The sequence below is a fragment of the Thalassospira sp. UBA4513 genome (assembly GCF_002388495.1).
Taxonomy (GTDB): Bacteria; Pseudomonadota; Alphaproteobacteria; order Rhodospirillales; family Thalassospiraceae; genus Thalassospira; species Thalassospira tepidiphila.
Genome location: NZ_DGMR01000003.1, coordinates 197,923 through 221,869, shown reverse-complemented (window position 1 = coordinate 221,869; position 23,947 = coordinate 197,923). Strand labels below are relative to the sequence as shown.

Genomic DNA, 23,947 nt, shown 5'->3' with positions numbered 1-23,947 from the left:
CACATCCCCCCAAACGAAAACGGGGCCCGGAAAACCGGACCCCGCAAAGGTTCTAGATCACAGCAATCAGACCTTGATGATGTAATTCACCACCAGGAACGGCTGCATGTTGTTGTGAGGCTGGTCGCCACCAGCATCCGACACCGAATACCATTCCTGCGAAGTCGGGTTTAGGCCCCGTTCCGCAAATGAACCCATGCCATAGGTTTGGAGATGAGGCGCACCGTACTGGTGAGTGTGGTTTGGCATCTCATCGACCGTAAGCTGATGCGTTTCCTCACCACCAGCCGCACCAATCACACGATCCGTCAGACCATCGCCCTGACCGGCACCAATCGGTGCACGACCGCGCAGATCCGGCAGTTTGAAACTACCAGCGGCCTGCCCGACACCATAGGTCGTGCCAATCGCGGTAAACAGATCGGCATAGTCCGCCGCCAGAAGTTCCGCACCATCACAAATCATAAAGCCTTCCGGTGCCAACGAACCGGCAAACGGCAGGATGGTCGCAACCGGCACAGCCCCACCCCCAGAACTGCCACCGCCAAACAGGGTTTCAAGTGCCTGCAACAGCTGGGTATCGTCCATGCGATCCGGAACAATTTCGGCTGCCAGAACGACATTGAGAACTTCACTTTCAACCGGGCTCAAACACTGCATATGATTTCTCCAATTTGGACAAAAAAGAACCCCGGCAAACACGGTCTGCCAGGGTCATAAATTTCATTGCAAGACTTATGCAGACGTCGGATAGAACGCTTTGATCGCATAGGTCATCGCGATGTTGCGTGGGCGGGTTTCGTTAGCTGTGCTGACAACTCGCGAAGCATCAAAATCAATGCCGTAGGGCTGCTTCACGCCCGAACCTGGCGACTGATCCAACAAACCTGTGATGTTGTCACCAAAAACACCCTCGAAGATGTCGTTACCACCCGACAACGCGCTTCCGCCAAAACGCCCAGTGATGTTTTCAAGGGCGAAGTCCTGTGAAGTCGCAAACACACGCCCATCATCAACGCCGCGACCATCATCAAAGCCACGCACGAACTCACCGCGCAGGTCCGGCAGGTTAAAGGTAGACACCTCATCACCAGCCCCCCAAAGCGTACCAATGGTTGCGAACAGATCGGCATATTCGGTGCGTGAGATCGCTGAACCATCACAGACCAGCCAGCCAGTTGGCGGGGTTGGCATGGCGAAAGCTGAAACCGAACCGATTTCACTGCCAGCGACGACACCGCCACCACCAGAACCACCGCCTGAAATCAGCGCTTCGATGGCTTGAAGAAGCTGCGTTTTATCATCGCAATCGGGCCAGATGCCCGCACCCTGAATGACATTGAGGATTTCACATTCGACCGGGGTATTACCCTGCATGAGCAGTCTCCTTGGTTGAGAAAAAGAAACCCCGGCAGCGGATGCTGCCAGGGCGTTTGAAAAGATGTGGATTGGTTGCGGGTCTTACTCAGTTGCTCGCAGGGTGGATTGCCTTGATCGCGTAAGTCACGGCCACGTTACGCGGGCGGGTTTCATCCCCACCAGTGTGAGTAACAGCTTCCTCTACAGCGTTCGGCTCAACAACTTGCGAACTGTAGACTGGGTACTCCCTCGACCCTGACAAAGCAGACTTGGTTTCGGTAAAACCGTGTGTATGGCTTTTAAACTCATCATTCTGTTCAGATGCAAACACACGCCCCTCATCGACACCACGGCCAGCATCAAAGCCGCGCAGGAACTCGCCGCGCAAATCGGGGACATTGAAGGTCGTGCTGCCATCACCCTCGCCCCAAACAGTGCCCAGTGCAGCAAACAGGTCGGCATACTCTGCGCGGGAAACAACCGAACCATCACAGATCAGATAGCCGTCCGGCACGGTCTGGGTGGCAAAGGCATGGATGGAAGCAATCGGCACCTGAAGGCCGGCGATCTGGGCGGCGTCAAATTCGGTGCAGATGGTAATCTTGTTGCAGTTACACATGGGCAATCCTTGTTCTGGTCAAAAGAAACCCCGGCAACACATGTCACCGGGGCGAGGTTGAGGGAGGATGAAAAGGGTGGATCGGGGGTGTGCGATCAGTCGGTGTTTGATGTGCCGATTGCCGTCATGTCGCGGACATCGACGCCCCCCGCACCGGAGCTTGCGACGACGAACAGGCCGCCGGACATGGTGGCGTCGCGGTTGGTGTTGGCGATGATGAAATCGCCGACGCGCAGCATGTCGCGGGCCTCAAGAAAATAGTCGGCGGTATCGACGTCGGCGGCGACGTCCGGGGTGATGTAGTGCCACAGCGTAAAGCCGTTGGCGTATGCCAGAACACTGAGGTTTCTGGCTTTGAAACCTTCTGCCATTTGGGTCTCCTTGGTTCGGGAAAAGTCGGGTGTGGGTGTTATTCCTGCGCCTTGATGCAGGTGACACCATCGCCATCAATCAGCGTGGCACCCTGGCTCATGGAGTTGTTGACAAAGTGGGCTGCGTGATCGCCGTGCCAGGTGATGTCGGACTGAACGTCCGAGCCGATGGCATGGCCAATGGCGGTGCGGTGATACCAGAAGCAGGATCGAATGCCCGAGGCGACAGGAAGGCCGGAATGGGGCATCCAAAGCGTGCCAAGCCAGCGTTTGGCTTGTGTACCCTTCCACGGCAAATCTTCATCGCCGATATAGTCAGATCGCGAAAACTCATCGATCAGAAGCAACTCCGACCACTGTTTCCAGCCGACAATCGCATAGCGCTGCCCGTCATCGGGCACATCGCGATCACCAAGGCCTTCGAACGCCATCATGACCTTATCAAGCGTCATGCCCTCGGTATTATCGGGCACGACATCATCGGCCCCGACCAGCGCATTGATGATCAGCTCGTCGGTCTTGCGACCGAGCGCATAGGCCCCGGCATTGGCCAGAACCATCTTTTCATCATGGTTGATCTTGAGCTCATCAAGCGCATCGACCCAGTCACCGGCATAGTAATCGCGCAGGTCACACCGGACCGCCTCGTGATCGACATTCATCACCGGCACCTTGCCATGGCGGGCCTTGGTGGTCGCCGTGCCCTTGCCGACTTTCTGGAAAACCGTGGTCGCGCCCTTGATGGCGTTTTTCACCCGCACCGTGTTGCGCAGTTTTGATCCCATGCGTTGATAGGCCTGATGCACATCGGCCTGGAAATGGTCGATGAAGCTTTGATCAATCGTGGTTGTCATCGCCTTTTATCCCCTTGTTTCAGATATGGTTTTGTCGTGATTGCAGGCAGCCGTCGGGGTTCAATTGCGCTGCCCATAAAGGCCAGTGCCACAATTGCCCCAAAACCGGTCATTTTCCGGCCAAGGTTTGGTGTTTTAAGAGCGCTGTTACAGGAAACCTCATCCATCGAGGTTCCGTAGGACACGCGCTTGATTTGCCCCGACCTGTTGCACCCGAAGGGCTTTTCTGCGCGGTCCGGTCCAAGACAAACAAGAAAACAAAGAAAAAGAGTATCTGCCGTGAAGAAGTCGGTTTTGCTTGTGTTCAGCCTGATCGGGCTGGGGATTGCGGGCTATTTCCTTTTGCCGCTGACCCCGATTCCGGACTATGTCAACGCGGTCATCGACCGTGCCGACAAGTTGTTCTAGGGCACGCTATTCCCCGGAAAGCCGGGCAAAATCCGCCTGCACATCGGCGACTAGCGCCGGATCGCGATCCCGCCAATAGCGCGGATCATTCATCTTGCGCCGGATTTCGGAGCGAAGGCTTGTCTCCCCCGCCCCGCCGTCAGTCTTGCCAAGCGCTGCCTCATCGCCATGGGTCATCATGCGATGCATCGCGCGCACACCATCGGCACTTTGACACAGCGTCTCAAAGGCGGCCTCTGGCAGATTGGCCTTGCCCCAGCTTTCGATTTTCGGGGCCAGCTTTTTCCAGCTTTCAGCCCCGCCAAACTCGGCGGCGAGTGCCGCACGGTCGGTCGCGCGCTGTGCCGCCTGATCAAGATCACCCAGAAGCGGTGAAAGAACCTCCCCCGCCAGATCATAAACCAGCTGAGCCTGTGCGTTGCTGAAGCCTGCCGCATGCAGGCGCTGGTTCAGATCGGCATCGATATCTTCCATGCCCTCAGCAAGCGTGATTGCGTAGGCGTCCGGTGTTTCGGGCACCAGATCGGCGAGGGCTGCGGCATCAAGTTCGGGTTCGGGCGCCGGCGTTTCGATATCAGTCCGCTCGGGTGTTTCTGGAGCTTCCGGTGCTTCCGGCGTTTCTGTTTCCGGTGCGAGAAGGTCGGGTTCGGTTGTCATGCGAATGCTCCGCTCATTGGCGTCAAACTTGGGATTGGTAGATGTGGCTCGGGATCCTCGCCTTCGCGGGGATGACGGTGGACAGAACAGGTGCAAGGAACGAACGTCATCCCCGCGAAGGCGGGGATCAATCTGCTGCTGAACGCTCTGCCAGCCGCTTAATCTGCAGGACCAGCGCGCGCTTCCCTTCGCGCATCCAGATCGCTTTATCGCTCGCATCCGGGCCAAGGGCCGTTTGCAGGAAATGGCGTTCAAGATCGGCCAGCACCTTTGCCCCGGCGTCGCTGTCAAAACAGGCCTGCCAGTGATCAGTGCCGTCCTCGGTCAGGGCTTCGTTTTCCGCCTCGAACCAGTCCCATCCGGTATCAACCATCACACCGCCTCCGCGATTTCAGGCGGCAGGCTTGGCCGCAAAAGATGATCCGGCACACCAAACTGATCGGCAAGCCAGCGGACCATCACGGGCAGATCGACCTCTGCCAAGGCTTCCGGGCCGAGGGCGGCAATCCGCGACAGCCAATCAAGCGCCTGGCCCGCCTGTACGCGTTTTGGCAGTTGTGCGAGCGGGGCCGCATGACGCAGCACCACAACATCGCCGTCCAGCGGGATGTCGGGAAGTTCGCCTGTTTGGGTCAGGATATAAAGTGCCCGCCTAATCAGCGGATAAAGCAATTCCGCCTGCAACCGGCCATAGGTTGCGCCCAGAAGTCGGGCGTTCTCGGATGCGCGTTCAAGCACCTCGGTCGCGGTCATGCCGGGTTGATCAGTTTGGCCCAAACGATCAGCCAGCAAGCAGCGCCGAATGCGATCACGCAGATCGGACAGCACAAGATCAGAGACATCAAACCGACCGGGGGCCTCAAGCGGTTTGAGCCCCGCTGACCCCACGGCCTTGGGGATGATGCTGCCCGGTACAAGCCGGATGGTTGCCGGGTTGAGAACGCCATCATCATCAGCCTGCCAGATGCCGGTGACGGCAATCGAGGCGTTTTTAAGCACCAGCTCCACCACCTTGTTGGCGGTCTTGATATCGGGCAGTGCCTTCATCACCGGGGACCTGCCATAAATCTCACCAGGTGCTTTCATCCAGCGAAAGGCGATATAGGGCGACACATCAAACCGGTCGCGATAGATCAGATCATTGGTATTGGCATCGCCGTCTTCGCGAAACACACACAGCTCATAGCCGGTTTTGCGGTCGGTTGCCGGAAGCACGGCCTCGATCACGGTGAAGCGTTTCGGCGCGTCCTTGTCATCGCCGTCATCATCGGCCAAGCCCTTTGCCCCCGGCCAGGTTGCAAGGATTTCCGCGCGGGTGAGTGCCAGTTTGCGAAAGACCGCATCCATCTTGCCATCCGATCGTTCTTCAAATGCCAGATCACGCAAGGGAACGGCCGTAAAGCGCAAAGCAGACGGGCTGTGCAAATCGGCCTTTTCCAGCCGCAAGCACGCAGTTCCGGCCGTCACCAGGTCCAGAAACGCCTGATGCATTTCGACCGCAAAATTGGATCGATCAAAATGCCCCTGCAAAATCCGAACGGCCCGGCCAAGTTGCTCGGTCAATGCCTGTCGATCCGCGTTGGCGACATTGCCGCCGGGTTCCAACTCAAACCAGCCGCCACCGGGCGGGGTGATTTCGGCCATCAGGCTGGCGGCAAGTTGTTCGACCGCATCGGACGCGGTTGCGTCAAACACCCGGTCTAGGCGCTTGCCGCCATTGGTCTGGTTGCTGGCTGCCGCATTGCGCTGTGGCAGGGCGAATTCATAGCAATCCTGCCAATGGGCAATCCAGTTGCGCCGGCGTTCCATCGCCTTTTGAAAACGGGCGCGCAACTGGGTGATGTCGGAACCATCGGTTGCCCTATCCTCAGTCACTGCCTTTTGCGATTTCGCCATGCCTATTCCCCCAAAAGGTTCTTGCCACCGCCCGCCTTGGCGATGCGGTCCGTCAAAAGCCCGCGATAACTTGTCCCGATCAGGCTGGCCCGGCCATAACGGCGGCGTTCAAGCGCCTCGGTCCGGGCAGATCGTGCGGCGTCTTCGGCACCGGTGTCTTCTTCGGTTGTGGTAGCTGTTGAAGTTGGAAGCGGCGCATGTTGCGCCGCCGGTTTTGGTGTCGAAAACAAACTGCCCATCGCTTTTCCCTCCCGATCCCCCCAAACGCAAAAACGCCCGCAAGGGTCGGAACCCTGCGGGCGCATTTGTGGCGTTGATTTGTCTCTTATGTCACATTAAAAAGAACAAATCAAGAACATTTTTCAGAAAAAGACACTTCACTGATCTGATCGGGGTTTTCAGACCTCTGTTGCAGGTGGCGATAGAGTTGCCAGGGGGTGATGATCCAGAAGGCCGAAATGCCCAAAAGACGTTTGATCAGCTCCACACAACTCATCGGGCCGAAGCGGACCTTGCGCGCAATCGAGGCCGGATACCGCGCCCAGATGCAGTGATAGCCAAGGCCACGATAATAGGCCGCCGGATCAAAGATCGGCGAATAGCACCAGCTTTCACAGCGCACCCGATGGCTTTGCGGATCAAGGCAGATCCACTCCCCTGCCCGGACACCAGACACCAGCACAAAGCAATGGCGAAATCCCAGTTTGAGAACCCGCAACAATCGCTTTTCCGGCGCATCGGCAAAGACGACAAGCACTGAAACCTCGCGCCCCGATGCAGATTGATCGGCCCAGTGATTCAGCCATGGACTAGCGGATTCCTGTGCTGTTTCAGCGGTTTTAACTTGTGTGACAACGTTGGTTACATCCCGCATGGCGACAGGTCCCCACCCAGTTCAACAGCGACATCTTCGTGATGGAAACTTTCGTCTTCCCCGCGTTTGACGATGCCGCGCGTCACCAGCACATTTTCAAGCGCATCAAGGGCCTGTTGCCATAAATCGCCCTTGTCCCTTTCGCGCGGATCGCGGGATTCGGGTTCGCGTTCAACCAGCCCAAAATATTCCAGTACCTGTAAATGCCGATCCCCCAGAATGCCCGCCTTTTTAAGGCGCATCACCGCGTTATAGACATCATCAGGGTCGCAGGGTCGCACCACCTCGCCCGCGTCGGCCACCACACGAGCACCCTCGATCCGTGCGGTTTGACAGCGCACGAACCAGAACCACGCCTGCCTCGCACTGGAAAAAGGGGTGATGTCGCGCGCAGAATGCGGTTTGGGAAAAAGTCGTTGTTCGGTCACGTCGCCCTCCTGCTGGATAAAACCTGTTCATTCCACCGGACCTGCAACCAACCTTCACCGCATCAAACCTTTGAAAAAGATAAAACTTTCCCGTTCGCGCATCTTGCGATGCACGTTGATTTGATGAATGGTTTGTGATGTCCCCAAGGGCGGTGTTCCGCCCGCGCATATCGACGGTTCTCGCCGCCTTTTCAGCCGAACCTCAAAAGGCCCGACTTATTTCCAGATGCAATTCCGGTGTTGATATGCAAGCTATAATCCCTTTTTGTTCTCCTTGTAAAGGATTAATTTCCTATTCCAAAGATGAGGAACATGCCTTCAATCCGATCAAAGCCCCTGCCTCTTGGTCATCAAGGCCCTGAAATGGCAGGGTAAAGCTTCAATCAAGGTCGATGGAAATGCGGTATACTTTTTGTTTTGCCCACGGTGATCAGAACGGCCCGGTTTGCAGGACTTTCGGCGCCTGAACCCTGCAGGATTGTTGTCTCATGCCGATTCCAGCCTCAATGAAGGAATTAATTCCTTCTTTCTGATCTTGCCTGCTGCTAGAATGCGGCATGATCAGACATCAACAAATATGGGCCGCCCTCGATCAAATCGCCGAAGATCACGGTTTGACCCCTTCGGGACTGGCCCGCCTGGCACAACTTGACCCGACCACGTTCAACCGGTCCAAGCGCACGACCGCGCAGGGCAAGGCGCGTTGGCCGTCGACCGAAAGCATTTCAAAGGTGCTTTCCGTCACCGATGTCAGTTTCCGGGAATTTTCCGAACTGGTGGATGGCAATGGCGCCGGACGTATCCCTGTGATCGGCTTTGCGCAAGCCGGCAATCGCGGCTTTTTTGATGATGCCGGATATCCGGTTGGCGGATCATGGGAAGACATTACCTTTCCTGCCCTGCACGATCCAACCGCCTATGGATTGCGGATATCAGGGGAGTCCATGGCACCGGTGTTTCGCGATGGTGACCTGATTATTGTCAGCCCGGCGTCAAACATCCGCCCCAAAGACCGCGTGGTTGTCAAAACCCATGAGGGCGAAGTCATGGCCAAGGAACTGGTCCGGCGCGGCGCGCTTGGTGTGGAGTTAAAATCCCTTAACCCCGATTTCGAAGACCGCTTTATTCCGGCAGAGGAAATCGACTGGGTCGCCCGTATTCTGTGGTGCAGCCAATAAGCATTCGAGTAAGCCTTTGGCCTTTCGCGCACATTCGATGATTGATCTATTCAAATCCGCCCTGCGACACATTACATTTGGTCTTAGCAAAAGAACCGGCTGATGCCAGAGGGGAAGGGGAACAATCGTTTGACGCTGCAACGCCATCACATTGTGCGTTCTCTGGTGGTTATCCTTGCCTATTTCGCAACGGGCTATGCCGGACTGCAACTTCCGTTCTTTGGCACAAGCGTTACCCTTGTCTGGCCGCCATCTGGCATCGCAATTGCCGCGATGGTGTTTTGGGGCTGGCGGTATTTCCCGGCAGTGTTCATCGGTGCCCTTCTGGTTAATCTGGCAACGTCGCCGTCGGTGCCAGCGGCCCTTATGATCGCGGCGGGCAATACCCTTGCCGCCGTGTTGCCCGCCCTTTTGATCACGCGCCTTGCCGGGAACTATCCGCTGGCGCAATTCCGCAGCATGCTGGTTTTCCTTGCGCTGGGCGCGGTATGTAGCCCTGCCATAGCGGCCCTTTTGGGCAGCACCACACTCAGCATGGTTGTTATCGGCAACTTTGATCAGTTCGGCGAAATCTGGCAGGGCTGGTTCCTGGGCGATCTGGTTGGTGCGATTGTGGTCGGACCACTGACCTTGCGCCTGATGAACCGGCAGCCGGTATCGCGTTCGCTCCAACACTATGGCGAGCTTGCCTTCATCGTCGTCGCGGCCGTCGTTCTGGCCTCCGCCGTTCAGACAACGCCGCTGATCTCAAAGCCCGAATATCTGTTTATCTTTGTCTCCGTACCGCTGGTGATCTGGGGGGCGGTGCGCTATGGGCTGCTGGGCGCGGTTCTGATCAACGCCGTCATCGTTGCCGACATCATCGTCTTTGCCGCCCTTGGCAATAAAACCTTTGTCGGTGTGGGGCTGAATACAGGCCTTCGCAACCTTTATGGCTATGTCATTGCCATTTCGGTCGGCACCCTGTTTCTGGCAGCGGGCATGGAACGGATTGCCGCGATCACGACGCGAACCCTTGACGGACGGCAATCCGAAGATGTCCATCGGTTGCGCCGGACGCTCTCGATCATCATTGGCGTGATCGGGTTTGGTGTTTCGGGGCTGGCATCCTGGTACACCTATACCCAGCTTGTTGCCGCCGACCGATCATCGACCGACCAGTATCGCCTGGCGTTTGAAGCGTCCCTTCGCGAAGAACTTGGCGGGGCCACCGATGCGCTGATCGCCGTCCGGACCCTGTTTGACGTGCATGGCAGCATTTCGGCCAATACCTTTGATGCGATGATTGCCCCATGGGTCAACCGTCGGCCCGGTGTTGCCGCCCTTGAATGGGCGCCGCATGTTGAACGCCGGGCGCGCGGCCTGATTGAAGAAAACGCCGAGCTGCGCGGGGTGACCAATTTCGCCATCCGCGCCCTTGTCGATGGCGAACTGCAAACGTCAAGCGAACAGGATACCTATTATCCGGTCTTCTTTGTCTTCCCGCGGTCGGGGAATGAAAAAGTCATCGGCTTTGACATGATGAGCGAGCCTTCGCGCCGACGCGCGCTCGAAACCGCCCTTCAGACCGGCAATGTCACCCTGACCGAGCCGCTTGAACTGGTTCAGGCGAATTCGGCGGTCGTGACCTCGCTTGCGTTTCTGGCGGTTGAAAATCGTCGGGACCGCACCGGACCACCACTTGGTGTCGCCATCGGGGTGTTGCGCCTGACCGACATGATCAGCCGGGCGGCACGGGTGGCGCGCATTCCGCTGAATTTTGAAATCCATCTTGCCGACCTGAAATCCGAATCTGACAAAAAACTTATCTATTCCAATCGGTTAGCCGACTATGCGATAAAGCACATTCGAGAGGAACTGGAAAAGCCGTTCAACCCGAATGTTTCGAACTTCACGTTTGGCTATCGCGACTGGACGATTGTCCTGCATCCGTCAGAGCCCGGCTTTGGCACGCTGCTTTATTGGCAGCCATGGGCGATCTTTGTGTTTGGCAGCACGGTCAGCATTCTGCTTTTGATCTATCTGCGATCACTTAACCGCACCGAAAAATACATCGTCAATCTGGTCGAGACCCGGACCCGCGAACTTGAAGACGCCCGCGCATCTGCCGAAAACGCCATGAACCGGGCCCAGCAGGCTGATCGGGCCAAATCGGAATTCATCGCCCATATGAGCCATGAATTCCGCTCCCCGATGACATCCATCTTGGGCTATGCCCAGCTCGCCAGTGACAGTCTGGAAAAAGATGCCAATACCGAAACGCTGCGTAGTTACCTGTCGACCATTCGCGGTGCCGGTCGCCATGTCTTGTCGCTGATTGGCGATATTCTTGATATCTCAAAGATCGAGGCCGGCAAGCTTGTGCTGGAAGAAAACCCGTTTGACCTTCATCACATCTGCGAAGAAGTTGTTTCGATGATGCTGGTCCCGGCACGCGCGCAAGAAAGCACGCTTGAGCTTGATATCGATCCGAAACTGCCGCGCCATGTCACCGGCGATCCTGTTAGGCTTAAACAGGTGCTGACCAACCTTGTTTCCAATGCCATCAAGTTTACCAAACAGGGCAAGGTTCTGATTCTGGTGCAGGCACTCGACATCACCGAAGATGCTGTTTCATTCCGCATTTCGGTGCGCGATGAAGGGATCGGCATTGCGCAAAACAAGCTCGAAGCCATCTTTGATGCCTTCACCCAGGCCGATACCACCACGACCCGCCGTTATGGCGGCACCGGACTTGGCCTGACAATTTGTCAGCGCATGGTTCAGGCGATGGGCGGCCGGGTCCAGGTCGAAAGCCAGGAAGGCAAGGGCAGCCGTTTCTGGTTTGACCTGACCCTGCCACGCAGCAGCGAAATAGACGTTGCCCGGCAGGAAGGACAAACCGCAAACCCGGACGACGCCCGGTCTGAAAAGGCCGAGGCAGCTGATCCGGGCGCATGGAACCTGCTTTTGGTTGAGGACATCGAAATAAACCGTATCCTTGCCCAGAAATTGCTGGAAGCGCAGGGTCATACGATTACCACGGCTGCTGATGGGCAGATCGCGCTTGATATTCTTGCCGGTGCCGATTTCGATGCGGTTCTGATGGATCTTCACATGCCGGTTCTTGATGGTATCGAGGCGACCCGGCGTATCCGCGCCTTTGACGATCCGGTCAAGGCGACCATTCCGGTGCTTGCCCTGACCGCGGACATTTCAAACGACAATCTCGAAAACTTTCACGAGACCGGCTTTGATGCCTATTGCACCAAGCCGCTGGATATCGCGATGATTGACGCTGAACTGGCCCGCCTTATTCACCGCAAATTTGACGCCCGTCTGGCGCGAAATGAAACGCCAGCAACCTGATGCGCGGGCCGCCTAACGGGTGATACCGGTCATGGATTTAAGTTCTTCGGCGACATTGGGCCCGGCTGTCAGGATCGGTGCGCCATTTTCAAGCGCATCGGGGGCTGCCAGATAATCATTGGCCCAACCGCCGGCTTCCTGCATCAACAGGATCCCGGCCAGACAGTCCCACGGATTGATGTGCGGTTCGTAATAGCCGATCATTCGCCCGGCCGCGGCATAGGCCATCGAAAGTGCGCCTGATCCGTTCCGCATAAAGATGCCCTTGCGATCCAGCAAGTCCTTGATAAAGGGCATAATCGCGTCACTTGTCGTGCGATGTGACATGCCAAGCCCCATCACGCCATCACCGACGGTTTTGGCGTCACTGGCCTTGATCGGCTCGCCATTGGCAAGCGCACCCTGACCGCGACGGGCACTGAACAATTCCTTGCCGCACGGCTGATAGATCAGGGCGATCTCGATCTTCCCCTTGACGACAAGGGCGATGGAAATGCACCAGCTTGGCATCTGATTGACAAAGCACGCCGTGCCATCAATCGGGTCAATCACCCACAGGCAATCATTGTCGCCCTTTTCGATGCCCATTTCCTCGCCAAGGAAGCCGTCCTCGGGAAAGGTGTCTGCGATCTGATCACGAATGATCGCCTCGACATTCTTGTCGGCGATACTGACCATATCGAGCGGGTTTTCCTTGGCCTCGACCTCAAGATCGCCGGCACTGCCGTCGAAATACTCCATCGCCCGCTTTCCGGCAGTGCGGATGACGTCACGGGCATGTTCGAACCGCGCGTCGAGATCAAGTTTGACGTCATCACCCATCTTGTTTTCCTTTCAAAGCGGAAAGCGTCTCAAAATCAACTGTCTATAGAAAAACCTATCGCATAACTGCTTGCAAGGTTTCATGACATTTCAAAGGCACTAAAGCGGTGATGTTTTCTTTGACCATTTGCTTGCAAAAATCCTATGCTAGGCAGCGCTAATGAACCGCCCCACAGGCGCATTCCCCACAATCAGGAGCATAAAAAATGGGTCACGCCGCCACCGATAGCACCGTCACAAACTGGACCTGGTATCAGGGCCAATGGCACGAAGGCAACCCCAACATCATGGGGCCGCAAACCCATGGTTTCTGGATGGCCTCGACCGTGTTTGATGGTGCACGCCGCATGAATGGCAAAATGCCGGACCTCTATCCGCATTGTGCGCGTGTGATCCGCTCGGCCGAACTGATGGGCCTGAAACCGACGATCACCACCGAGGAAATCGTCGCCCTTGTCAAGGAAGGCGTTCAAAAGTTCGATCCCAAACTCGCCCTTTACATCAAACCGCTGGTGTTTGGCGGCGAAGGCTTTATCGCGCCCGCGCCCGAAAGTGCGCAGTTCGTGCTGTGCATTTCCGTCAGTGAAATGCCAGAAGCCATCCAGACCGGCTTTAGTGCCCGCAAATCAAGCTTCCGCCGCCCGTCGCCGGAAAGCGCGCCGACCGAGGCCAAGGCATCCTGCCTGTATCCCAATGTCGGACGCGCGGTGACCGAGGCCACCAGTTCGGGCTTTGACACCGGCGTAATGCTGGATCCGATTGGCAATGTTGCCGAGTTTTCCTATGCCAACCTGTTCTTTGCCAAGGACGGTACGGTCTTTACCCCGGCAATCAATGGCACGTTCCTCAATGGACTGACCCGCCAGCGCGTGATCAAGCTTCTGCGTGAAGACGGCGTTGATGTCGTGGAAAAGACCTGCAAATACGAAGAACTCGAAACCGCTGACGAAATCTTTGGCACCGGCAACTATTACAAGGTCGCCCCGTGCGTCAAACTGGATGACCGCAACCTGCAGCCCGGCCCGATCACGCGGCGCGCGCAGGACCTTTACATGGCGTTTGTTGCGGCCAGCGAAGACTGATTGCAGTTAGCACTTCGCACATGATCGACAGACAAACGGCCCGGATATCCGGGCCGTTTTTTATTCCGTCTGAACGCTTTCTTACTGCGCCAAGGCTCGGGGCGCGCTATTGCCCGCCACATAGGGATATTGCGCAAAGATCGACGCCACCGCAGCCCGCACTGTTTCATTCGGCGCTTCGCGAAGCGAACTGGTCACCCGCGAAACAGCCGTGCCTTCCCAGACCATCTGACGGGTCTGACGGTCAACCAGATCGATGCTCAGCGTGCCTTCGGTATAGCTATCGACATAGCCCGGTTCGACATAGCCCGGCCAGCCGACATACATGCCGCTGCGATAGCCATAATAGCCGCCCATATAAACCGGCGGAGAGGAGCGTGTCTTTTCCTCGGTCTTGAGATGGAAATTGATCAAAAGGTCGGGGTTGTGAATATCAAGCTGATATCCGCGCGACACCATTGCGGTGTTGATCGCATCCTCGATCCGCTGACCCGACAGGGTCTGATATTGCGCCTCGGCATTCTTGCCAGCCCCTTCGACAAAGGCGAATGTCTGATACCGTCCGAAATCGGCCGCCGGATCAGCATCGGTATAGATGCGCGGACCTGTGGCACAGGCCGCCAAGACCGTTGCCATCATCGCCACCAGCACAAGTTTCATCTTCGTCATTGCCCGTGTCCTTTGGTTTGAAATGTTTGCCGGACCAAGTGCGACACGCATCGGGTAAATGCGCCAAACCCCTAATTCATCATCAGAAAATGCGTAAATAATGGCAATCAACTTTTAGGAGAAAAACAACCGGGGTTTAGCCAATCAGATCTTTGGCCAGTGCACGCAGTTCATTGATCTCATCATCAAGGATGGCCCGATCCCCCATGCTATGGGCCAGAATAATCGCGCCCTGCCACCGCATGATGATCTGACGGCCGGTCTTTGCGGCTGTTTTGCGATCTACCCCGCCCTCTTCAAGCTGACCGGCAACCCAGTTGATCAGGGCGTCAAATACCGCCTGCCCGGTTTTGCGCGACGGGGTAAAATCATCATCCGCTGGAAGATCAAGCATCAGCCTTGCCAACGGGCAGCCATGACTGACCCGGCGCGGGGTCATGGCATCAAGATAATCAAAGAACTTTGCCAACCGATCCGCGACCGAACGCGACGTGGAAAGACTTTCCAGAAGCGGGACAAACTCCCCTTCCATGGTTTCCAGTGCCACCAGGGCAAGGTCATGTTTCTTGGGAAAGCGGTAAAATACGCCACCGGCAGGTAATCCGGCCTCGGTCGCGACCGCCTGAATGGTGGCGGCGTGATAGCCATCGCGCCAGATCACATTCATTGCCGCACGGGCAAGCTTTTGACGCTTTTGCTCGGAACTCAGCTTGGTGGCCATGGATACCTCAAAAATATAAGTCAGTTCACTAACTTATATGTCAAATATTATCTTCCTGTTAACTGCGTAGTTTAGGTGCCCTTTCGATGCCTTAGTCCGCCTTTAGGCATACCAAGAAATTTGAAAGCATTGCACAGGGCGTGTATCACTGATCCATCGGACACACGCCAAAACGGCACAAGAGCAACAACACACTCCGGAGCCACCGTGAAAAACAATCATTTCACCCTTGCCGATATCCGAAATGCGGTATCGGCCGGCGTGCTCAGCGAAGAGGCCTTTGCACGGCTCGAAGGCTACCTTGCTAAACAAGCACAAGAGTCGCCTGAAACCGAGAAATTCACGCTGTTTCGCGGCATGAATGACATCTTCATCGCCCTTGGCATATGCGCACTGACCATCGGCTGGTTCGTTCTGTGGGGCCTGCTTGCCAATGGCCCGGCGTTTTGGATCGCGCCACCGCTTGCCATGATCGCCTATGTCGCGCTGGCGGAATATATCGCCGGCAAGCTCAAGGCATCCCTGCCCTCCATCGCGATTATGGCCGCCCTTGGCGCGACATTGATGATCTATGCGGTGGCGATTTACATGTCGCTTGCCGGGCCTGCCGGGCAGTTGTCCGATCTTGATACCGTAATTGATTTCGGGCAGCGGTCGATGAATGTGCTGGTCTTTGTCGCCATCATCGGCTTTGCCTTCCAGCTTGGCTTCTTCCTGCGCTATCGCCTGCCGGTATCCTTTGCGCTGATTGCTGCTGGCCTTGTTGGGGTCTTCTGGTCTGCTTTGATGGCGACATTCGGCCCGGCGGCAGAACCCTATATCCCCTATCTGATCACGGCGACGGGCATCTTGTTGCTCGCCCTTGCGATCTTTATCGACAGCCGCGATCCCAAGCGGATCAATGGTTGGGCAGAATGTGCGTTCTGGCTTTATGTCTTTGGCGCGCCGCTGACCATCCATTCGATTGCCGCAACGTTTGAGGCCGCGGCCCTTGCGATGATCCCAGTGATCATCATCGCCATGGTGCTGTCCCTGATCCTGGATCGCCGGTCGCCGATCATCAGTGGCCTGATCTATGTCGGTTATCTGTTGCAATCCGGGTTCGAGGGGGCGGCGATTGATCCGTCCATGACCATCGTTCTGGTCTGCTTCATCGTTGGCGGGCTGGTGATGGCATTCGGGGTGGGTTGGCAACGTGCCCGCCATGTGCTTCTGGCGCCATTTGAAGATCATCCGTTGCGGCGTTACCTGCCACCAAGCTGATTTAAAACTTTGAGGCCAGCACATCTATGCTGGCCTCGTTCGGTTTTATTATCGATGAAGTCCCGACTTCATCAAAAGCGACAGGTTGCGCGGGTTCTCCCCCACCCGGCGCCAGGCATAGGCCCACCAATCCTTTCCAAACGGCGCATACAGCCGCAGGCGATACCCCGCCGCAAGCAGTTCACGTTGCAACGGCTGATTGACCCCATAAAGCATCTCGAACTCGAACTGATCGCGCGCCCAGCCATTGTCATCAGCAAGCGTCGCGATCTTGAGCACCAAGTCGCGATGGTGACTGCCAAAGACCGGGAAAAACCCGCTTTGCTTGGCGGTTTCCGATAACATCATGCCGGCCAGACTCAGATAGTTGGCGTCAATCTGGTCACGGTCGGTAAAAGCTACGCTTGCCGGTGGGGCCATTGCTCCCTTGACCAGTCGTACCATCGCCCCGCGTGCAATCATGTCGTTCAGATCAGATTCCGTCCGGTGCAAACGGGCTTGAAGGGTTTGGGCAACCGGCACACCGGCGGTCGCCAACCGATGATGCAGCGCCAGCGTATCATCGACCATGTCAAAATCTTCCATATCGATCATAAGCCGGATGGTTTGGGATGAGTTTGCCTGTTCTGCAATATCGCGGATCTTGTTTGCGATCTCATCGACATGTTTGGTCAGGACCGCCTGGCCCTGCATATAGCCCAGCTGCGACGGATCAATCGACACATGCACATCCAGTCCAGACATATCGAGGCTTGGTATCACAAAACAAAGCTGATCGACCGTTTCGCGGACCTGGGTGATGTCTTCGACATATTCACCAAGATAAAAGCTTGAAATCCGGATACCTTGTGCCGCCAGCGCATTTGCCCGCGACACATGCCCGATGCCATCGTTCGCACTGACGAACTGTGCGGCCAGTCCGGTCTTGCGTCCAATCGCCTCGCCAAGGGTGCGAAGCGGTTTGGAACATGCAACCGCGATCATTGATTTCTGCCAAAATCCCATATCATTCAATTCCTTGCTGGTGACGCAAAGCACCGCCATAGCCGGTCTGATCGGCAAATTATTGAATGATATGACCCAAAAAGCAAAACGGCCCGCCAAAGGCGAGCCGTCTTTTATGTTTATCTGATCGCGCCGTCTTAGGCAGAGAGATCTTCACCGGCCAGCGCACGGTCGATCAGGGCAACACTTTCATCAAGACCATAAAGCGCAATGAAGGAGCCCATACGCGGGCCCTGTTCCTGCCCCAGCAGCACTTCATAAAGCGTCTTGAACCAGTCACGCAGGTTTTCGTAATTGTGGTTTTTGCCCACGGTGAAAACTTCGGTCTGGATGTCGGACGGATCGGTGCCCGGTGCAATTTTGGCCAGCGTATCGCGCAGATCCTGAAGGGCTGCTTTTTCCGCCTCGGTCGGGGCGCGGTACGACTTGGTCGGTTTGACGAAGTCGCTGTAATAGTTGATCGCATAGCCGACCAGCTTATCAAGATACGGCGAGGTTTCCGGGGTTGCGCCGGTGGCGTAGCGCGAAATGAACTTCCACAGCAGGTCGCGATCATCAGTATTGCAGACCGAAACAAGGTTCAGAAGAATGCCGAACGACAACGGAATTTCGCGATCCGGTGCGGTGCCGGCATGAATGTGCCAGGCCGGGTTCTGCAGGATTTTTTCCGGATCGGTTTCGGTTTTAAGCTTTTCGGCAAAGGTCAGGTACTCATCCACGGTTTTCGGGATGACATCGAAATACAGACGCTTTGCGGTTTTCGGCTTCTGGAACATGAACAGTGACAGGCTGTCTTCCGGCGCATATTTCAGCCAGTCTTCCATCGAAAGACCATTGCCCTTGGATTTGGAAATCTTCTGGGCGTTCTCATCAAGGAACAGCTCGTAATTGAAGCCTTCCGGCGGGGTGCCGCCAAGTGCCTTGACGATCTTGTTGCCAAGCTCGACCGACGGAATGAGGTCTTTGCCGGCCATTTCATAATCAACGCCCAGCGCATACCAGCGCATCGCCCAGTCCGGCTTCCATTGCAGTTTGCAATTGCCACCCGTGACCAGCGTTTCGACCAGATCACCGGTTTCCGGATGTTCGTAAACAATGCTGCCGGACTCAGGCTTGAGTTCGGTCACCTTGGCCATCAGGACTTTGTTGGTGCCCGGCTCGACTGGCATGAACGGGCTATAGGTCGCACGGCGTTCTTCACCAAGGGTCGGCAGCATGATTTTCTGGATCGCGTCATAGCGTTCCAGCAGGCGCAAAAGCGCCGCGTCAAACATGCCGGAACGATAACAGTCGGTCGATGATTTGAATTCGTACTCGAACCCGAAACCATCAAGGAATTCACGCAGCTTGGCATTGTTGTGATGGGCAAAGCTTTCATGCGTCCCAAACGGATCGGGAACGCTGGTTAGCGCCTTGCCAAGATGTTCGGCGACCATATCCTTGTTCGGGATGTTGTCGGGCACCTTGCGCAGGCCATCCATGTCATCGGAGAAGCAAAACAGCTTGGTCGGGATATCGCACATGGTTTCAAACGCGCGACGGACATAGGTCGTGCGCGCAACTTCGCCAAAAGTGCCGATATGCGGCAGACCCGACGGACCATAGCCGGTTTCAAAAAGGACATAGCCCTTTTCAGGCGCCTTCTGTTTGTACCGCTTGACCAGCTTGCTGGCTTCCTGAAAAGCCCAGACGTTGCTGTTAAGTGCGGCATCTCGAAGATCGGCTGTCATTTTTGAAACCTTGTTTGTCAGTTGGATCGTTAAATTCTCGGGAAATATACGCATCACGCTGATCGCATGTTTGCGCGAAGCTATACCCCACTTCGGGCCAAGATCAAGCACCTGTTGCGCATGGCTGCCAAATAATCGCGGAATTACCGGGCCAATCGCCGATATTTATCTGCAGGCGGTTGCTTGTAAAGCCACCTTAGCGGCTACACCTAAGTGTAGTTGACTTCAGCCACCTGCCGACAAATATCCGACAGTGGGTAAGCACGCTTAAATTGAGAAGAGCTTTTATTGCATAACCATACGCTTATGCTGCGATACACTATTAGTTTAATTTAATACTATTGATCGTCCGCAAGCGAAGGCAAACCCGATCGACGAACCAAACACGATGATTGGAGTGTGTTGATGTCGTTTGGAGAGACCGGTGAGCACATCACCGAAAACGCCTTTCCGACGAAAAGTCCGGATCAAAGATTTGAACGCGTTGTTGAATACGCGCCAAATGCCATGATCCTGATCAGTGCGGATGGCACCATGGAAATGGTGAACGCCCAGACCGAAATCATTTTCGGCTATGCGCGCGATGAACTGCTGGGTCAGCCGATTGAAATGCTGGTCCCCGAACGTTTTCGTACCGGACACCCGCGTTTGCGCCGATCCTATTCGGAGCAGCCCAATCCCCGCCCGATGGGGGCTGGCCGCGATCTTTATGCCTTGCGCAAGGATGGCAGCGAGTTCCCGGTTGAAATCGGCCTGAACCCGATCTCTGATGGCGAAAAGCATCAAATCCTTGCAGCCATTTCCGACATTTCTGAACGCAAACATCGCGAAGAACAGATCGCTCGGTCCCTGCGTGAAAAGGAAACCCTGCTTTCCGAAGTCCATCACCGGGTGAAAAACAATCTGCAGATCATTCACAGTTTGCTCGATATGCAGACATCCTCGGTCATTGACATTCAGGCACGCGAAGCGCTGATCGACAGCTGCAATCGCGTCCGGTCGATGGCGCAAATTCACCAGTCGCTGTATCAAAGCGAAGACATCGCCAAGGTGAATTTTGCCGATTTCTGCGAAAGCCTTATTTCGTCGCTTCTGGCGACATTCAATGTCGATATCAGCCGGGTACAGGTCAAAAGCAATCTGGCCCATGTCGAACTCACCATCGATCAGGCCGTGCCATGCGGACTGATTGCCAACGAACTGATCACCAATGCGCTGAAACACGGTTTCCCCGACGGTGCAAAAGGTCAGATCACGGTATCGACCCAGATGAATGAGCAGGATGTTGTGACCTTGCGAGTATCCGATAACGGGCGTGGCATGCCCGATGACTTTACCCCGGGCACGAGTGACGGGCTTGGCCTGCAACTGATTGAACTGCTGGCCGACCAGATTGGTGGCACGCTTGATATCACGACCAATGGCGAAACCACCTTTGTCATCAACTTCAAAATAGGGAAGTGATCGGGATGCCACATTCAGTCCATGTCATGATTGTCGAGGACGAACGTGTTATCGCCCTTCATTTGCGCAAGCAGCTAGAAAAGCTGGGCTACCAGCGCACCAGCGCACATACCCGTGGCAGTGACGCGCTTGCGGCCATCAATGAGGATCCACCTGACATCATCCTGATGGATATTCGCATCGAAGGCGACATTGATGGCATTGAAACGGCGGCCGGCATCCCGCCGCACCTGATGATCCCGGTCATCTATCTTTCGGCCCACTCAGAAGACGCGACACTGGCGCGTGCGCAAAAAACCCGTCCCTATGGCTATCTGATCAAACCGTTTTCGGATCGCGAACTGCATGCCACGATCCAGATGGCCCTGGAACGCCGCACAGCCGAACTGGCCTTGTCGGAAAGCCAACACCGGCTGTCGCTTGCCATGACGGCGGCACAGATGAGTTGCTGGGAAATTGATGTCCTGACCCGGCAAATGCACTCCACCGGGCTTGGCAATGCCGATCTTAATCAGAATGCCGAAATCGTCACCGAAAGCTGGGATGCCTTTCTTGAACGGGTCGCAACAGAAGACCGCGACATGGTACGCAAGGCCTTTGCCTATGCGGTTGCCCATGGCGATTTTTATGACGTTGTCTTTCGCAGTCTGGACAAGGATCAGAACTATCGCTGGCTGCGAGCCCGCGGCAAGTCCTTTGGCGATGATCGCAAAGGGTCACAACGCATCATCGGCATGATGCAAGACATCACCGATCAGCGCCTGACCCAGGACAAGCTCCGCGAAGCCATGACGGTGTTTGAAACCACCCAGGACGGCATTCTTATTCTTGATCCGGACCTCAATGTTACCAACGCCAACAACGCCTATTACCGGATCACGGGCGAGACCGAAGAAAACACGCTGCAAAAGCCGCCCTATTTCCTTTCTGCCAATGAACATCCTGCCGAGTTCTTTCAGGAATTGTTTTCCGGGCCGGGTGCCCGCCGCCAATGGCATCGCGATCTTGATACCCACAACGCCAGTCGTGGCCCGATATCGCTGTCCCTGCAGGTTATTGCCGTCGAAAACGAAGAGCACGAGCTGACCCACTATGTGATGATCGTCTCTGACCGGACCGCCATCCGGCAGGCCGAACAGGAATTGCATTACCTCGCCCAATATGACGGATTAACCAGCCTGCCCAACCGGCTGCTTGCCACTGACCGCCTGAACCGCGCGATCGAACGTTGCGAACCCAGCGGCATGATGGTCGCCTGCCTGTTTCTTGATATTGATGATTTCAAGACGATCAATGACACACTTGGCCATGCCGCTGGCGATCAGGTCATTCTGATTGCCGCAACCCGGATCAAGGGTATTACCGAACGCACCGACACGATATCCCGGCTGGGCGGCGATGAATTCCTGATCATTCGCGAAAACATCCCCAACGAAACCGCGGCCGCCAATCTGGCGCAAAAGATCATTCAGGAACTGCAACGCCCGTTCTATATCCGTGGCCACGAAATGAATATCGGGGCAAGTTTGGGCATTTCACTCTATCCGGTGCATGGCCGATCATCACACGATCTGATCCGGCTTGCCGATACCGCGATGTATGCCGCCAAGGATCGCGGACGCAGAACCTTTGCCCTTTATGAGCCGGAAATGACGGCCAATGCCGCCCATTATATGACCCGGTCCCTTGAATTGCGCCGCGGGCTTGAAAACGAAGAACTGGTTCTGCATTACCAGCCACAGATTGATGGCAAAACCGGTGACATGGTCGGTGTCGAAGCATTGCTGCGCTGGAAACATCCGGTTCACGGGCTTGTCGGGCCACATGAAATCATCCCGATTGCCGAGAAAAGCGGCCTCATTCTTGAAATCGGCAGCTGGGTGATCCGCGAAGCGTGCCATCAGGCCCGTCGCTGGCAGGATGAATATGGCCAGAAACTGCGTATGGCCGTCAATGTGTCGGTCCGCCAGATGCAGCAACCCGGTTTTGCCGACAGCATCGCCCATGAACTGGCGATTTCCGGCCTCCCGGCCGAGGATCTTGAAATCGAAGTCACCGAAAGCATGATTCAGGACGAAGTCAGCATGATCCAGACCCTGCACGACCTGCGGGAAGTGGGGGTTTCACTGGCGATTGACGATTTTGGCACCGGCTATTCATGCCTGCGGTCGATCAAAAGCCTGCCGATCAGTCGCATCAAGATCGACCGTGCCTTTGTCAGCGGAGTACCGGGCAACAGTGATGACGTAGCCCTGATCAATGCAATGCTGGCAATGGCTGGTGCGCTGGGTCTGTCGGTCACCGCAGAAGGCGTTGAAACCAAGGCACAATATGACTTCCTGCGCGATGTGCCGGGCATCAAGCTGCAAGGATTCCTGTTCGGCAAACCTGTCCCCGCCGAAGAAGTGTTTGCGCCGACAATCGGAAAGACCAAACAATTCTAAAGACAACGGAAAGCCGTCGCGCAGCTTCCCTTTCCCAAGATTATATCTTACAGTCAACTTAAAGCAGATCGTGCTTCTTTGCAGCGCCAAGCCATTGACTTGGCTGGCCTATTACTCAACTGCGGTCTGTCAAACGAAAATCCGTCCGACGGATGACCGCATGAAATTTTAAAAATCCCCTTCACAAGCCGGGAATATTGACATGCTGCCGCTGCCCGTAACCATCTTTATCATCGCCGTTTTTGTTTTGATGCTGACCGTGCTCAGCCTGATGGTGTCGATCCGGCGCGCCCAGCTTAATGTGCTGAGCGGGGATGGCGATGATAATACCCTGCGCCGGCGCATTCGTGCGCATGGCAATTTTGTTGAAAATGCCCCGCTTTGCATTCTGCTGATCCTTGCCATTGAGGCGATCCTGGCAACATCGACCATCATCTGGATTGTGGCTGCCATTCTGATCGCAAGCCGGATTTTACATGCCATTGGCACCCTGACCCGGTCCAAACGCATTATCGCCCCGGCCATGGTCATGCAGCACATCACCCTTGCGATCTGCGGTGTCTGGCTTCTGATCCAGTCCGTTGGCAACCTGAGCGCTGCGGGCATGTGATGGTGTCTCGGGATTTCGCAAACCCGGATGTCGCGGCAAAATTCAATGCCTTTCCGACGAACGCCCGGCGGGCATTGATGTCGATCCGGGACTGGATCTTTGAACTGGCGGGCGAAATTGACGGGGTTGGCCCGATCACCGAAAG

Annotated in this window: 25 protein-coding genes; 8 read left to right on the top strand and 17 right to left on the bottom strand. The window is 55.9% G+C overall.

Going from position 1 to position 23,947, the window contains the following annotated elements:
• Nucleotides 1-66: 66 nt before the first annotated feature.
• From B2T33_RS01805 to B2T33_RS01780, 6 genes are all read right to left on the bottom strand, one after another.
• Nucleotides 67-660: a phage tail protein gene (locus tag B2T33_RS01805; protein WP_197147010.1), complete on the bottom strand. Its 594-nt coding sequence runs from the start codon at nucleotides 658-660 to the stop codon at nucleotides 67-69.
• A gap of 75 nt (nucleotides 661-735) precedes the next feature.
• The gene (locus B2T33_RS01800) at nucleotides 736-1,377 is read right to left on the bottom strand and encodes a phage tail protein (protein ID WP_197147009.1); all 642 of its coding nucleotides are present in this window, start codon (nucleotides 1,375-1,377) and stop codon (nucleotides 736-738) included.
• Between the two features lie 88 nt (nucleotides 1,378-1,465).
• Nucleotides 1,466-1,978 carry a tail fiber protein gene (locus B2T33_RS01795; protein ID WP_197147008.1) on the bottom strand — a complete coding sequence of 171 codons (513 nt, stop codon included), beginning with the start codon at nucleotides 1,976-1,978 and terminating at the stop codon, nucleotides 1,466-1,468.
• Nucleotides 1,979-2,073: 95 nt separating this feature from the next.
• Entirely contained in the window at nucleotides 2,074-2,349 is a 276-nt protein-coding gene (locus tag B2T33_RS01790; protein ID WP_197147007.1) for a hypothetical protein, read from the bottom strand.
• A 38-nt stretch (nucleotides 2,350-2,387) separates the two neighbouring features.
• Nucleotides 2,388-3,203: a phage capsid protein gene (locus B2T33_RS01785; RefSeq protein WP_063087797.1), complete on the bottom strand. Its 816-nt coding sequence runs from the start codon at nucleotides 3,201-3,203 to the stop codon at nucleotides 2,388-2,390.
• The gene (locus B2T33_RS01780; RefSeq protein ID WP_197147006.1) at nucleotides 3,200-3,370 is read right to left on the bottom strand and encodes a hypothetical protein; all 171 of its coding nucleotides are present in this window, start codon (nucleotides 3,368-3,370) and stop codon (nucleotides 3,200-3,202) included. Before B2T33_RS01780 ends, B2T33_RS01785 begins: the two co-directional genes overlap by 4 nt.
• Nucleotides 3,371-3,482: 112 nt before the next feature.
• On the opposite strand from B2T33_RS01780, the gene B2T33_RS01775 reads away from it, so the two are divergent.
• Entirely contained in the window at nucleotides 3,483-3,611 is a 129-nt protein-coding gene (locus tag B2T33_RS01775) for a hypothetical protein (RefSeq protein ID WP_255356183.1), read from the top strand.
• 6 nt (nucleotides 3,612-3,617) lie between these two features.
• Here the strand turns inward: B2T33_RS01775 and B2T33_RS01770 are convergent, their stop codons facing one another.
• From B2T33_RS01770 to B2T33_RS01745, 6 genes are all read right to left on the bottom strand, one after another.
• Entirely contained in the window at nucleotides 3,618-4,268 is a 651-nt protein-coding gene (locus B2T33_RS01770) for a capsid assembly protein (RefSeq protein ID WP_286791016.1), read from the bottom strand.
• 127 nt (nucleotides 4,269-4,395) lie between these two features.
• Entirely contained in the window at nucleotides 4,396-4,641 is a 246-nt protein-coding gene (locus B2T33_RS01765; protein WP_008890222.1) for a hypothetical protein, read from the bottom strand.
• A complete protein-coding gene (locus tag B2T33_RS01760) occupies nucleotides 4,641-6,164 on the bottom strand; it encodes a portal protein (protein WP_008890223.1) in 1,524 nt (507 codons plus the stop codon). Before B2T33_RS01760 ends, B2T33_RS01765 begins: the two co-directional genes overlap by 1 nt.
• Before the next feature lie 2 nt (nucleotides 6,165-6,166).
• Nucleotides 6,167-6,403: a hypothetical protein gene (locus B2T33_RS01755; RefSeq protein ID WP_008890224.1), complete on the bottom strand. Its 237-nt coding sequence runs from the start codon at nucleotides 6,401-6,403 to the stop codon at nucleotides 6,167-6,169.
• Between the two features lie 110 nt (nucleotides 6,404-6,513).
• Nucleotides 6,514-7,038: a hypothetical protein gene (locus tag B2T33_RS01750; protein ID WP_286791015.1), complete on the bottom strand. Its 525-nt coding sequence runs from the start codon at nucleotides 7,036-7,038 to the stop codon at nucleotides 6,514-6,516.
• Nucleotides 7,026-7,466, bottom strand: a complete 441-nt coding sequence (locus B2T33_RS01745; protein ID WP_008890226.1) for a hypothetical protein — start codon at nucleotides 7,464-7,466, stop codon at nucleotides 7,026-7,028. The genes B2T33_RS01750 and B2T33_RS01745 overlap by 13 nt, the downstream gene beginning before the upstream one ends.
• Nucleotides 7,467-8,023: 557 nt before the next feature.
• Between B2T33_RS01745 and B2T33_RS01740 the strand changes: the two genes are divergently transcribed.
• Nucleotides 8,024-8,644 carry a S24 family peptidase gene (locus B2T33_RS01740; RefSeq protein WP_008890227.1) on the top strand — a complete coding sequence of 207 codons (621 nt, stop codon included), beginning with the start codon at nucleotides 8,024-8,026 and terminating at the stop codon, nucleotides 8,642-8,644.
• Nucleotides 8,645-8,746: 102 nt separating this feature from the next.
• Nucleotides 8,747-11,992, top strand: a complete 3,246-nt coding sequence (locus B2T33_RS01735; protein WP_286791014.1) for a CHASE domain-containing protein — start codon at nucleotides 8,747-8,749, stop codon at nucleotides 11,990-11,992.
• A 12-nt stretch (nucleotides 11,993-12,004) separates the two neighbouring features.
• On the opposite strand, the gene B2T33_RS01730 is transcribed toward B2T33_RS01735, so the two are convergent.
• The gene (locus B2T33_RS01730; protein ID WP_286791013.1) at nucleotides 12,005-12,814 is read right to left on the bottom strand and encodes an inositol monophosphatase family protein; all 810 of its coding nucleotides are present in this window, start codon (nucleotides 12,812-12,814) and stop codon (nucleotides 12,005-12,007) included.
• A gap of 206 nt (nucleotides 12,815-13,020) precedes the next feature.
• On the opposite strand from B2T33_RS01730, the gene B2T33_RS01725 reads away from it, so the two are divergent.
• Nucleotides 13,021-13,896: a branched-chain amino acid aminotransferase gene (locus tag B2T33_RS01725; protein WP_286791012.1), complete on the top strand. Its 876-nt coding sequence runs from the start codon at nucleotides 13,021-13,023 to the stop codon at nucleotides 13,894-13,896.
• An 81-nt stretch (nucleotides 13,897-13,977) separates the two neighbouring features.
• On the opposite strand, the gene B2T33_RS01720 is transcribed toward B2T33_RS01725, so the two are convergent.
• Both B2T33_RS01720 and B2T33_RS01715 read right to left on the bottom strand, forming a co-directional pair.
• Complete coding sequence (locus B2T33_RS01720; protein WP_197146997.1) at nucleotides 13,978-14,565, bottom strand: DUF4136 domain-containing protein; 588 nt, start codon at nucleotides 14,563-14,565, stop codon at nucleotides 13,978-13,980.
• A gap of 136 nt (nucleotides 14,566-14,701) precedes the next feature.
• Nucleotides 14,702-15,286 carry a TetR/AcrR family transcriptional regulator gene (locus tag B2T33_RS01715; protein WP_197146996.1) on the bottom strand — a complete coding sequence of 195 codons (585 nt, stop codon included), beginning with the start codon at nucleotides 15,284-15,286 and terminating at the stop codon, nucleotides 14,702-14,704.
• Nucleotides 15,287-15,493: 207 nt separating this feature from the next.
• Here B2T33_RS01715 and B2T33_RS01710 point away from each other — a divergent pair, with 207 nt between their 5' ends.
• Nucleotides 15,494-16,549: a hypothetical protein gene (locus tag B2T33_RS01710; RefSeq protein ID WP_286791011.1), complete on the top strand. Its 1,056-nt coding sequence runs from the start codon at nucleotides 15,494-15,496 to the stop codon at nucleotides 16,547-16,549.
• Between the two features lie 48 nt (nucleotides 16,550-16,597).
• On the opposite strand, the gene B2T33_RS01705 is transcribed toward B2T33_RS01710, so the two are convergent.
• Both B2T33_RS01705 and B2T33_RS01700 read right to left on the bottom strand, forming a co-directional pair.
• Nucleotides 16,598-17,554: a proline dehydrogenase family protein gene (locus tag B2T33_RS01705; RefSeq protein WP_286791010.1), complete on the bottom strand. Its 957-nt coding sequence runs from the start codon at nucleotides 17,552-17,554 to the stop codon at nucleotides 16,598-16,600.
• A gap of 137 nt (nucleotides 17,555-17,691) precedes the next feature.
• The gene (locus B2T33_RS01700) at nucleotides 17,692-19,284 is read right to left on the bottom strand and encodes a lysine--tRNA ligase (RefSeq protein WP_197146994.1); all 1,593 of its coding nucleotides are present in this window, start codon (nucleotides 19,282-19,284) and stop codon (nucleotides 17,692-17,694) included.
• A gap of 405 nt (nucleotides 19,285-19,689) precedes the next feature.
• On the opposite strand from B2T33_RS01700, the gene B2T33_RS01695 reads away from it, so the two are divergent.
• From B2T33_RS01695 to B2T33_RS01685, 3 genes are all read left to right on the top strand, one after another.
• The gene (locus B2T33_RS01695) at nucleotides 19,690-20,748 is read left to right on the top strand and encodes a sensor histidine kinase (RefSeq protein ID WP_197146993.1); all 1,059 of its coding nucleotides are present in this window, start codon (nucleotides 19,690-19,692) and stop codon (nucleotides 20,746-20,748) included.
• A 5-nt stretch (nucleotides 20,749-20,753) separates the two neighbouring features.
• On the top strand, nucleotides 20,754-23,192 hold the full coding sequence (locus tag B2T33_RS01690; protein ID WP_286791009.1) for a two-component system response regulator: 2,439 nt from the start codon (nucleotides 20,754-20,756) through the stop codon (nucleotides 23,190-23,192).
• Between the two features lie 202 nt (nucleotides 23,193-23,394).
• Entirely contained in the window at nucleotides 23,395-23,802 is a 408-nt protein-coding gene (locus B2T33_RS01685; RefSeq protein WP_286791008.1) for an MAPEG family protein, read from the top strand.
• The last annotated feature ends 145 nt before the right edge of the window (nucleotides 23,803-23,947 follow it).